This is a genomic window from Streptococcus oralis, from assembly GCF_026782235.1.
GTDB classification, from domain to species: Bacteria; Bacillota; Bacilli; order Lactobacillales; family Streptococcaceae; genus Streptococcus; species Streptococcus oralis_CC.
The window spans coordinates 521,038-533,759 of the sequence record NZ_JAKUWE010000002.1; the positions used below are offsets into that span (position 1 = coordinate 521,038).

Below are 12,722 nucleotides of genomic sequence, written 5' to 3' on the forward strand. Positions count from 1 at the left end.
GTCAAGAGATATAACGGTGAAAGAAATGTTAGATTTAAATTTTAAAGGAAGATGGAGAAAATACCAAAAACAGGTCTTGGATCGTTTTCAGGACTATCAAGCAGACGGTCATGTTCATCTAGTGGCTGCTCCAGGGTCCGGCAAGACCACCATTGGTATCGAGCTAATCGCTCGTTTTGGCAATCCAGCCCTTGTCTTGGTTCCAACTGTCACCATTCGTGAACAATGGGTGGACAGGATTCAAACAGCCTTTTTAGAGAACGAACAGAAGATTTCAGATCTCGTTTCCCAAAACTTAAAGGAGATGAAAGCATTAACGATTGTGACCTATCAGGCTTTTCATAGTGCCATGAACCAACTGCAATCACAAGAAGATGGTGAAGCAGAGGATTTTGTGGGATTTGATTTGCTTGCAAGTCTAAGAACTCAGAAAGTTGCGACTCTTTGCTTGGACGAATGCCACCACCTGCGCAATGAATGGTGGAAAAGTCTGGAAGCCTTTCGCAAGCAGTATGAACAGCTGCAAGTCATCTCCCTGACAGCGACACCACCTTATGACAGCGAGCCTGAACTCTGGGAACGCTATATCCGTATGTGTGGGGAAATTGACCAAGAAATCACGGTACCTGAACTAGTCAAGGAAGACACCCTCTGTCCTCATCAGGATTTTGTCTATATGTGTTCACCAACAGCTGAAGAGTCGGAACGTCTCAAACAGTTTGAGGAGACTAAGTGGGACTATATTCATCACCTTATAGTCAATCCTTATTTTCAAACATTTGTAGCAGGGTCTAAGGTCCTCAAAGGGGATATTTCATCTGATTTGCTCTTAGAAGATCCCAAGTATTTGTCTGCTATATTGATTTATATGCATTCTCAGGGGTTATCGATTCCTCCCTTTTTGCAAAATTTGCTGGGAACCCAGAAGCTTCCAGCATTGACCTCCTATTGGCTGGAGACGCTGTTGCAGAGCATGCTCTATCAGACACCAGATTGGTATGAGGATCCAGATGGATATAGGAAAAAGTTAGAGGCTGACTTGAAGGCGCGTGGGCTGGTGGAAAAACGTCAGGTTTATCTGGTTAAGTCCAAGTCTTCTGATCAGCTTTTAACCCAATCTCTGGGGAAATTGTCTGCCATTGCCGATATCTTTTTGACGGAGTATGAGAGTCTAGGTCAGGAACTGAGACAGTTAGTACTAGCTGATTATATTCGCAAGGATTTTGCTACCTATCTGGGAGATAATCAGGCAACCATTTCTCAGTTGGGGGTTCTCCCTTATTTTGAAAGCATTCGTCGAAAAGCTCAGGAGCAAGAGATACCTGTGTCTTTGGCTGTCTTGTCAGGTAGTGTCGTTATTTTGCCTACCGATGTGGCAGCAGAGTTGAAGGAGCTCTTGCCTCAGGTTCCACTTAGTTTTTCATCTATTGGTCACTTGGATCAAAAAGATTATGTGCAGATTGGCTTTCCGAGCTCAGCTAAGGGAATCGTAGCGGCAGTGACGGAGCTCTTTCAACGAGGGCGGATTCAAGTCCTAGTCGGAACCAAATCTCTCCTCGGAGAGGGTTGGGATGCTCCTTGTGTTAATTCCCTAATCCTCGGAAGCTTTGTGGGGAGCTTTATGCTGAGCAACCAGATGCGCGGGCGTGCTATTCGTATCTGGTCGGGACATCCAGAAAAGACCAGTAACATCTGGCATCTGGTAGCCGTTCAAGCGCAAACACTCATCACTCTTTCTAGTGAGGAGCCTAGACCAGAGAGCAATCAGGATCTGCAGACCTTGTCGCGAAGGATGGAGCATTTTCTTGGCTTGGCCTATAATCAGGAGAGTATTGAGACCGGTTTGGATCGTTTGGATTTTCCACCCCCCTTTTTAAGAAAAAGCAAATTAGTGAGTACAATGATCGAGTTAAGAGTCTCTCCAAGGATCGAGCAGGCTTGAGACTAAAATGGCAGGAAGCTCTTGTCGTAGCGGATCAGTCCGAGATAGTTACAGAAGTCGCAACCCAAAAACAGAAGATCCCAGTCATGCTCTTGCTTGATGCATTAAAATGGGTTCGCATGTCATTTCTCTTGTTGGCGGTAGATTTGTTGGTTTTGCTATTTAGATTGGGATTGATCGGTGTTTGGTGGCTTACAGCAGCCTGTCTCCTCTTTTTGGTCTTTGCCTCTTGGCGCTATCTCCGCTATAAGAGTCCCTATAAACGCTTGCAGTCTCTGGGTGAGCAGATCCGAAAGGCTCTGCTAGATTCGGGGCATCTAACGGATGATCAATCCCGTGTTCAGGTAGAGGAGGACAAGGAAAACTACATGGTCTTTGCCTATCTCAAGGGAGGAAGCATGAGGGACAAGGAGCTGTTTGCACAGACTGTGGGAGAGTTCTTTGCTCCAGTGGACAATCAGCGCTATCTCTTGAAGGCAGAGAAAGTCCGACAAGGTCAGTCACCTTACTATGTCGTGCCTAGTCTTTTTGATAAGCGCAAGGAAGAAGCACAGAAATTCCTTGACTTTCTGAGGCCAACTATCGGACGCTATCACCTCGTCTACACACGAACAGAGGCCGGACGGAAAATCCTTCTCGAAGCTCGTATCAAAGCTCTCTCTAACAAAAATGACCGTACCTTGACTAAGAAGAAGGTTAAAAGTCAGTTGGAGTAGGGGAGGTAAAATATACCCCTCTAGAAAATAAAAAAGCAAAGGGAGAAAATATGGCAGATATAATTTTAATTTTAGGTAATGGCTTTGATATTGCAATGGGGCGAAAAACAAAGTATACAGATTTTATTGACTTTGAAAAACAATTATTCTCTAATCCAAATGAGGAGTTACTGGAGTTTTTAAAAGTTAAAAATATAAAGATTGAGAAATACAGGGATAATTTATATTTAAAATTTATCAATGAGAATAAAGCTACTCTAGGAGATAATTGGTCTAATCTTGAAATAATGATTTCGCAACTTGCAGATGCAATAATGTATTTCAAAGAAAATAATGATTTAATATTCAAAGTTACTATTACAGGACAAACTGGGTTACTGGAAGAGAAATTATCAAAAGAAAAAAATTATAGGTCAAAATTATATATTTCAGATTTGTTTTTTTCACTCTTTCATAAAAAAGGCTGGGGTTCTTTAGAAAGAGAAGTTGCAATGGAAAAGTTGAATAATGAATTTATCAATCAACTTGATCTATTGATTGAATTGTTAGAAATATATTTATCTTATAGAGACTTTCTTGATTTTAAAGTTATCGAGATAAAATCCAAGCCAACAGCTCTAGATGCAATATCAGATTTGTCAAATTCCTCTGTCCTAAACTTTAATTATACAAACACTTTACGATATTTATTTGGAACTTCTGAGAAGAGAACTCATTTCATACATGGGCGAATTGACTTAATTAGAACCTTCAGTCGAATTAATACGATGGTTTTTGGAATTGAGGATAAAGAAAATGATGTTAACAGTGATTTAATTCCCTACCAGAAATATTATCAAAGAGTAGTAAAAGAAACGGGAAATGATTTTGAAAAATTTTTTAAACGAACTTTCTATGATATAGATGACGAATTCGGAAGTCAACTTCCAAATTCAAAGAATATTATTGTTTTTGGACACTCGGTTGACCCTTTGGATAAAGAAATATTTCAAAAATGTTTTGCATTAGCAGAAAATGGAAAGTATGATTATAGATTTATTTTCACTTATTTTAATGATTTAGCTAAACGTTCAATTATTAAGAATCTCGCAATCATCCTTGGGAAGGAAAAACTGATAGAATTAACAGGTAAACAGAATGTTGTATTTATAAAGAGTGATGATAAGGATAGTATGAAAGAAGTACTACTGCCTTAATAAAATCAAAAAAATAATTGAAATCATAGAGTACAATTATAAAATCATATTTTAAAAATAGTTTATACCCCACTCGCTCTAGTCAGGTCGAGTGGTTTTTCTTGAAATATGATAAAATAGAAAAGATAATACATTAATTAAGGAAAATAAAAATGGCAAGTAAAGAAAATGCAGAACGCAAGGAGCTGCATCGTAAAATTTGGGCGATTGCAGACGATGTTCGTGGAGCTGTAGACGGTTGGGATTTTAAGCAATATATCCTAGGAATTCTGTTCTATCGTTTTATTTCAGAGCACATGGCAGACTATTTTGACCGTGCGGAGCATGAGGCTGGGGACTTAGAATTCCGTTATGCTGACTTAAGTGACCAAGAAGCTGAGCAAGATTTCAAACCAGGTACAGTTGAGGATAAGGGTTTTTTTATCCTTCCAAGTCAATTATTTGAAAATGTCGTCAAGAATGCCTCGCAAAATGAAAATTTAAACGAAGACTTGGCCAACATTTTTCAAGATATTGAGAAGTCAGCGATTGGGTTCAAATCAGAAGATGATATCAAAGGTTTGTTTGATAACTTGGACACACGAAGCAACATCCTTGGTGGAACTGTTCCAGAAAAAAATAAACGACTTTCTGATATTCTTAATGGTATCAATAGCATTAACTTCGGCAATTTTGAGGAAAATGATATTGATGCCTTTGGGGATGCCTATGAGTTCTTGATTTCAAACTATGCTAGTAATGCAGGAAAAAGTGGTGGTGAATTTTTCACACCTCAGACGGTTTCTAAATTACTAGCTCGTCTAGTCATGGTTGGGAAAGACAAGATTAACAAGGTCTATGACCCAACATGTGGTTCAGGCTCTCTCCTTCTTCAAATGAAAAAACAATACGAAGACCATATCTTGGAGGATGGTTTCTTTGGTCAGGAAATCAATATGACCAACTACAACTTGGCTCGTATGAATATGTTCTTACACAATATCAACTACAACAACTTTGATATTAAGCGAGGAGATACCCTTTTAAATCCTCAGCATCTGGAAGAAAAGCCTTTTGATGCTATCGTTTCTAACCCTCCGTATTCTGTTAAATGGGTGGGAGATGGAGATCCAACTCTGATAAACGATGACCGTTTTGCTCCAGCAGGGAAACTAGCACCCAAGTCAAAAGCTGACTTTGCCTTTATCATGCATAGTCTCAACCACTTGTCTAATAAAGGTCGAGCAGCTATTGTATGTTTCCCGGGCATATTCTATCGTGGCGGAGCTGAAAAGACCATTCGTCAGTATCTGGTAGATAACAACTTTGTTGAAGCAGTCATTGCCCTTCCAGATAATCTCTTCTTTGGCACTTCTATCGCAACTACGATTTTAGTTCTGGCGAAGAATAAACTTGAAAATAAAACACTCTTTATTGATGCGAGTAAAGAGTTCAAAAAAGAGACTAATAACAATGTTTTGACAGATAGCAATATTGAGCATATTGTTGAATTGTTCGCTAATTATCAAAGTGTAGACTATAAAGCAGCTCTTGTTGATAATGATGTGATTGGTTCAGAGCAGGATTACAATCTATCTGTGTCAACTTATGTCGAACAAGAAGACACACGTGAGAAGATTGATATTGATGTGCTCAATAAAGAAATCGCTGAGACTGTTGCCAAGATTGACCACTTGCGTATGGAGATAGATAAGATTGTAGAGGAATTGAGCCATGGCAAATGATGTGATTCTCTATAGAACTGATGACGGAGAGTCCGCTATTGAACTCCACTTGGATAATGGAACGGTCTGGCTGACCCAACAAGAACTAGCTGAGCTCTTTCAAACTTCCAAGCAAAACATTAGTAAACATATCAAGGCTATCTTTGAAGATGGTGAATTGGATGAAGCAGTGGTTGTCAACTATCAGTTGACAACCACTCGTCACGGTGCAATAGCTGGTAAAACTCAGTCAAAAAAAGTCGCCTACTATAATCTCGATATGATTTTAGCGATTGGCTATCGTGTGCGCTCCCCTCGTGGAGTCCAGTTTAGACACTATGCTTCGACAGTCTTGAAAGAGTATCTGATTAAAGGCTTTGTTATGGATGATGAGCGCTTGAAAAACTTGGGTGGAGGCTCTTACTTTAAAGAACTTCTGGAAAGAATCCGAGACATTCGCTCAAGTGAAAAAGTCTTTTACCGTCAAGTTTTAGATCTTTTCGCTACATCAAGTGATTACAATGCAAACTCACCAGAGGCAAAGAAATTCTTTGCGACGGTGCAAAACAAGATGCATTATGCCATTCACCACAATACTGCGAGTGAACTTATCTATAACCGTGTTGATAGTGAAAAGGAGTTTATGGGCTTGACCACTTTTAAGGGAGACCTTCCTACTTTATCCGAAGCAAAAGTTGCCAAGAACTATCTGACAGAGAAGGAACTTCGTGGGCTTAACCAGCTTGTATCAGGGTATCTAGACTTTGCTGAAAGACAGGCAGAGCGTGAAGAAGTCATGACCATGGCTGATTGGGTGACACATGTGGATCGAATCCTTCTGGCAACTGGAGAAGACTTGCTAGCTAACAGTGGTTCTATCTCTCGTGAACAGATGAAGCAGAAGGTAGATAAGGAATATAAGAGCTACCAAGCCAAGACCCTCAGCCAAGTTGAAAAAGATTACCTCAAGGAAATTAAAAGTATTGAAAATCTAGCCAAGGAAGGAGGTAACTAATGAACATCCTAGAAGAAATCCAAAACTGTCCTGTTGAATGGAAAGAGTTAGGGGAAGTTTGTTCTGTTAAGAAAGGTAAGCAACTAAATAAAAATTTATTGACAGAAGATGGATTATATCCTGCGTATAATGGTGGACAAACTTATTCAGGAAGAACTAATGATTACAACGTGGAAGCTAATACAATCATTGTAAGTCAAGGTGGAGCTTCTGCAGGTTTTGTTAATTTTGTCGATACCAAATTTTGGGCTAATGCACATTGTTATTATATACTTCCTGATGAGACTCGAGTGAATAATAGATTTGTATATCATTTTGTAAAAATGAATCAGAAATATCTTATGGATTTTCAACATGGAGCGGGGATACCCGCGTTAAAAGCTGACAAATTGTCCAAACTATTACTCCCCATCCCTCCTCTAGAAATTCAAGAAAAAATCGTGCAAATACTTGACAAATTCACCGATTATGTTACAGAATTGACCTCAGAATTGACCTCAGAATTGACCTCACGTAAAAAGCAATATTCTTATTATCGAGATAAACTATTATCTTTTGAGGATGAAGTTTATCAGGTTGAGTGGAAGAAGTTGAACGAATGTCTAAAAAAAGGAAAAGGAACTAAAATTACAGCTAGTCAGATGAAATTACTTCACAAAGATGGTGCGCCAATCCGTATCTTTGCAGGAGGAAAGACTTACGCTGATGTGAACTATGGAGATATTCCCGATAGAGATATTCATACTGAAGAGGCAATTGTTGTAAAATCTCGTGGAATTATTGATTTTGAATACTGTACAGAACCATTTAGTTTTAAAAATGAATTTTGGTCATACAGTTCAGACAATGAAAATATCAATTTAAGATACATTTATCATTACTTAGTTCATAATAAAGAACATTTTCAAAACATCGCTAATAATATGCAGATGCCACAAATTTCTAGTAATGATACTGAAAAATTCAAAATCCCAGTTCCATCTCTCGAAATCCAATCTCGTATTGTTCAAGTTCTAGATAACTTTGATACGGTTTGTCATGACCTAAACATCGGACTTCCCAAGGAGATTGAACTTCGTCAAAAACAGTACGAATATTTCCGAGAAAAACTCTTGACATTCATCGCCGAAGGCGAGTACACTGAGAGTAGAGTAGAGTAGAGTAGAGTAGAGGAGTGGGCCAACTCCGCTATTATCAAGCTTTTACAGTGGGTATTTGGTCCAATTCGAGTGGAGTTGGGAGCTATTTGTGACTTTGTAAGAGGAAATGGTCTTCAGAAGAAAGATTTTTCAGAAATTGGGAAATCTGTTATTCACTACGGACAAATTTACACCAAATACGATTTTACAGTTGCTGAAACTCTTTCCAAAACTAGTGAAATAGTATTTGAAAAACTAAAAAAAGCCTATCCTAATGATTTGATAATGGCAACAACATCTGAGAATGTTGAAGATGTTGGGAAAGCAATTGTTTGGGAAGGTAAAGAAGAGATTGGAATTTCTGGAGATAGTTATATCATTCAAACGAGCCAAAACTCACGTTACTTAAATTATTGGTTCCGGTCTACATATTTTCAATCTCAAAAGGAAAGAAAAGTAACTGGAACGAAAGTTGTTCGTATCAATTCGAAGGATATGGAAAAATTTAAAATTGTTCTTCCACCTATCACTGAACAAAAAAGAATTGTCTCCATTCTTGATAATTTCAACACTTTAACAGATTCTCTTTCTGAAGGCCTTCCAAAAGAGATAGAACTAAGACAGAAACAGTATGAATATTGGAGAAATCAATTACTCAATTTTAATGAATAAGGAAAAGTGAATTATGGCGGATGATAAAGTATTTAATACATTGGAAGATATTGCAGACGAACTAATCTCAAGTGATAAGAAGGTGCATTTAATTTATGCTTTTAATGCTACAGGGAAAACGAGGCTATCTACAATTTTAAAGGATAAATTAAATATCTCGGAAAATGATGGAGAGTCAAAAGTAAAGAAAATACTTTATTTTAACGCTTTCACAGAAGATCTTTTTACTTGGGAAAATGATTTAGAAAATGATGAAGATCGTTACCTCAAATATGATAAGCGTACTTTTTTTGGTAAGTTTTTAGAAGAACAGCAACAATTTGAACAAGTTATTATCAACTTTCAGAAGTATGTCCATAACCTCATAGTTCCAAGTTTCGAGGATATTGAGAGACAGGTTAATGATAGTTCGGGATTCCCAATTTTTGATATTATTGGAGACCAGCGTGTTCCAAGATTGGTGAGTGATTTTAAGGGAATTCGCTTTACTTTAGATGGTGATACAGTCAAAATTTCTAGAGGTGAGGAGAGGATATTTGTTTGGTCTATATTCCTAACTCTTTTGGAACTCATTATTGAGGAGTTAAGCGATCCAGATATTGACTCTGATTTTCAGGACTTTAAGTATATTTATATTGACGATCCAATTTCTTCGTTAGATGATAACAATACTATTGATTCCGCTATTTTTTTAAAGGAAATTATTGCTAAATCTAAACGCACTGATTTAAAGTTTATTATTTCTTCTCACCAACCACTTTTTTATAATGTTTTGTACAATGAAATACGGTTTGACAGAAAAATACCAAATAAAAAAAGTCCTTTTATGTTATGAAAAAAGAAGTTGATAAGGAGGACAAAGTCAGATATATTTTAACTGATGTTGAGAAAGATTCTCCCTTCGGATACCACCTAAAGGTGAGAGAAGTGCTACGTAAAGCTGTAGACAGTGGACAAGTAGAAAAATTTCATTATGCTTTGTTTAGAAATCTGTCAGAGAAAACAGCCACATTTTTAGGCTATAGTAGATGGGAAGATGTTTTATTAGGATTAGAGGTGGCAGGTGAGGAGATTACCAAAGAAAATTTAGAACCATATGCTCAAAGGTTTGATTTATTCACTCATAATCGTCAATCGGACTTGGAGTTTAGAGAATTGCTAGAAAGAGAAAAAAATACCTTAATAGATTTATTCAATAGTTTTGAGAAAAAATATAAATTTAACCCAAAAGAGGAAAATGAAAATGGTTGATTATTCAAAAATACATGAAGTTATTGCGGAAACAAATGAAGGGATTCTCTTGGCTGAGTATCAACCAGAGTATCGAACAGATAGAGAATATCAGTCAGAGGCTGATCTAGAAAATCAGTTAATTTCTGATTTGGTGAATCATCTTAACTATGAACGCCTAAATATTCATACACCTGAAGAGCTCTTGGCAAATGCCAAGTTGCAAATAGAAAAACTCAATAAGGTAACATTTACGAATGCTGAGTGGGATCGCTTTGTAGTAGAGTATCTGGATTGTCCCAATGAAGGATTAGTTGAAAAAACACGAAAAATCCAAGAAAATCATATCTATGACTTTGTCTTTGATGATGGACGGATTAAAAATATTTCTATCATTGATAAGAAAAACATTCATAACAACAGCATGCAGGTCATTAACCAAGTGACCCAAGTAGGTAGCCATACCAATCGTTATGATGTCACCATATTGGTAAATGGCCTTCCTTTAGTTCAGATTGAATTGAAAAGACGTGGTGTTAGTCTTAAAGAAGCTTTTGAACAAATCCATAGATATAGTAAGGAAAGTTTCAATAGCGAGAATTCTCTGTATAAGTATATTCAGATTTTTGTTATTTCCAATGGGACTTATACACGCTACTTTGCTAATACGACTGCTCAAAATAAAAATCACTATGAGTTCACCTGTGAATGGGCAGACCGTAAGAATAAAACAATTCACGATTTAGAAGACTTTACTGTCACTTTCTTAAGCAAGCGAGTGCTCTTAGAAGTTTTGACCAAGTATTGTGTTTTTGATGCTGATAATACCTTGCTCATCATGCGTCCTTATCAGATAGCAGCTACTGAGAGTATCATACGCAAGATTCATTCATCTAATGAGATGAAGAACTTTGGTACTATCAATGCCTGTGGCTATATCTGGCATACGACGGGTTCAGGGAAAACCTTGACCAGCTTTAAAACTGCTCGTTTGGCGACAGAGTTGGACTATATTGACAAAGTGATATTCGTCGTAGATAGAAAAGACCTAGACTATCAAACCATGAAGGAATATCAAAAATTCCAACCAAATTCAGTCAATGGTAGTAACAATACAAAAGAACTCCAACGTAGTATTGAAGAAAATGATGGGAAAATTGTTGTCACAACCATTCAAAAGTTAAACAAATTTATAACAGCAAATCCAAATCATGAAATCTATGGTAAAAAATGTGTTTTAATCTTTGATGAGTGTCATCGATCTCAGTTTGGGAAGGCACAGAAGCGCATTAAAAAATCCTTTAAACAGTACGCCTTATTTGGATTTACAGGGACACCGATTTTCCCAGAAAATAGCTTAACGGGTGAAACGACACAGGAAGTTTTTGGAGAACAACTTCATAACTATGTTATCACGGATGCTATTCGAGATAAAAAAGTGTTGAAGTTCAAGGTTGACTATAACTATATCAAACCTGAAATCAATAAATATAGAGAAGCAGAAACGGCAGTCGGCCGAGAGATTGATGAGAAGAAACTCAAAAAGATGGAGAAGGAACTCCTTTTGCATCCAGAACGGATTGCAACCATCACTGAGTACCTGTTGAGAGTTTATAATGATAAAACGCATCGAAATCAACACTATACTCATAAGCAAAAACAACTGTTTGGATTTAATGCCATGTTAGCTGTACAAAGTATTGAAGCAGCAAAATTATACTATGAAGAACTCCAACGGCAACAAGCAACTTTACCAGAAGCTAAACGATTGAAAATCGCAACCATCTTTAGCTTTGCGCCAAACGAAGAACAGTCAGCTTATGGTGAAATTCAAGACGAAGAGCTAGAACCGCAAGATACAACTATGCCTCTATCTTCTAAAGAGTTTCTGGAAAAAGCGATTGATGACTATAATCGAATGTTCAAGACTAACTTCTCAACTGATGGGAAGGAGTTCCAAAATTACTATCGCGACCTTTCTAAGAGAGTTAAGTCTAAAGAAGTGGATCTTCTGATTGTAGTGGGTATGTTCTTGACAGGATTTGATGCTCCGACTATGAATACGCTATTTGTTGACAAGAATCTTCGTTATCATGGATTGATTCAGGCATTCTCGAGAACCAATCGAATTTTTAATAGGGTTAAACCTTTTGGAAATATTGTTTGTTTTCGTGATTTAGAAAAGGCTACGCAAGAAGCTATTAAGACTTTTGGAGACACAAATAAGCTTGAAATCATCTTAGAAAAAAGCTTTAGTGAATACATGGATGGTTTCGTTGACCAAGTAACAGGTATTGAGGTCAAAGGCTATACTGCGGTTTGTCAGGAAATTCTGGAAAAATTCCCAAATCCGCAAGAGATTGAAACAGAGCACGATAAAAAAGAGTTTGTTAAGTTATTTGGTGAGTTATTGAAACTTGATAATGTTCTTCGAAATTATGACGAATTCCAAGAAATCGACAAACCTATTTCTGAAGGTTATCTTCAAGATTTAAGAAGTGCCTATGTGGAAATTCGAGATGAATTCTTAAATCTGAAAAACTATGAAAAGACCAAAGATTTGGATGTAGACCTTTCAGATGTTGAATTTGAAATCGAACTCTTAAAAACAGATGAGATCAACCTAGACTATATTCTGGCATTGATTGTTGAAAAATCGAAGAATTCTGAGTCTAAAGAAGTAATGAAAGCTGAAGTTAGTCGTGTCATTCGCTCAAGTATTGATATTCGTGCCAAAGAAGAGTTGGTTATTGGATTTATCAATGATACTGATTTGCAAAAATTGAAAGACCATGACGGGATTATCAATGCTTTCTACGAATATGGTAAGGAGCGCAAGAAAATTGCGATTCACGACCTAGCTGAGGCTGAGAAGCTTGTAGCTGATTATCAACTATTCATCGACAAATCAATTCAACGAGGTTATGCTGAAAATAGTGGGACTGATTTGGATTCGATAATTCCACCAACTTCTCGTAGACAGGGAGCGCGTGAACGTAAGAAACAAGAAGTTTTACATCAGATTCAAACATTAGTAGAGATTTATTCAGGAATTTAGCGAAGTGGACGTTAGATTTATCTAAAAGTCAATTCGTTCATTTTATAGATA

General features: G+C 37.2%; 8 protein-coding genes and 1 pseudogene. All 9 read left to right on the plus strand.

Going from position 1 to position 12,722, the window contains the following annotated elements; all coding sequences use genetic code 11:
* The first annotated feature begins 25 nt into the window (after positions 1 to 25).
* The 9 genes and pseudogenes from MK396_RS02945 (at position 26) to MK396_RS02985 (ending at position 12,671) form a co-directional block, all read left to right on the plus strand.
* Positions 26 to 2,658 (plus strand): annotated as a pseudogene (locus MK396_RS02945) (DEAD/DEAH box helicase family protein).
* Positions 2,659 to 2,708: 50 nt separating this feature from the next.
* Positions 2,709 to 3,854, plus strand: a complete 1,146-nt coding sequence (locus MK396_RS02950; RefSeq protein WP_268723599.1) for an AbiH family protein — start codon at positions 2,709 to 2,711, stop codon at positions 3,852 to 3,854.
* Between the two features lie 152 nt (positions 3,855 to 4,006).
* Positions 4,007 to 5,578: a type I restriction-modification system subunit M gene (locus tag MK396_RS02955; protein WP_268723600.1), complete on the plus strand. Its 1,572-nt coding sequence runs from the start codon at positions 4,007 to 4,009 to the stop codon at positions 5,576 to 5,578.
* Positions 5,568 to 6,572, plus strand: coding sequence for a virulence RhuM family protein (locus MK396_RS02960; RefSeq protein WP_268723601.1), 1,005 nt, complete (start codon positions 5,568 to 5,570; stop codon positions 6,570 to 6,572). The genes MK396_RS02955 and MK396_RS02960 overlap by 11 nt, the downstream gene beginning before the upstream one ends.
* Positions 6,572 to 7,732 carry a restriction endonuclease subunit S gene (locus MK396_RS02965; protein ID WP_268723602.1) on the plus strand — a complete coding sequence of 387 codons (1,161 nt, stop codon included), beginning with the start codon at positions 6,572 to 6,574 and terminating at the stop codon, positions 7,730 to 7,732. Before MK396_RS02960 ends, MK396_RS02965 begins: the two co-directional genes overlap by 1 nt.
* 69 nt (positions 7,733 to 7,801) lie before the next feature.
* Positions 7,802 to 8,383, plus strand: coding sequence for a restriction endonuclease subunit S (locus MK396_RS02970; RefSeq protein WP_268723603.1), 582 nt, complete (start codon positions 7,802 to 7,804; stop codon positions 8,381 to 8,383).
* Positions 8,384 to 8,396: 13 nt separating this feature from the next.
* On the plus strand, positions 8,397 to 9,218 hold the full coding sequence (locus MK396_RS02975; protein ID WP_268723604.1) for a hypothetical protein: 822 nt from the start codon (positions 8,397 to 8,399) through the stop codon (positions 9,216 to 9,218).
* Entirely contained in the window at positions 9,215 to 9,634 is a 420-nt protein-coding gene (locus MK396_RS02980) for a hypothetical protein (RefSeq protein ID WP_261056953.1), read from the plus strand. Before MK396_RS02975 ends, MK396_RS02980 begins: the two co-directional genes overlap by 4 nt.
* Complete coding sequence (locus tag MK396_RS02985; protein ID WP_268723605.1) at positions 9,627 to 12,671, plus strand: type I restriction endonuclease subunit R; 3,045 nt, start codon at positions 9,627 to 9,629, stop codon at positions 12,669 to 12,671. Before MK396_RS02980 ends, MK396_RS02985 begins: the two co-directional genes overlap by 8 nt.
* Positions 12,672 to 12,722 lie beyond the last annotated feature (51 nt).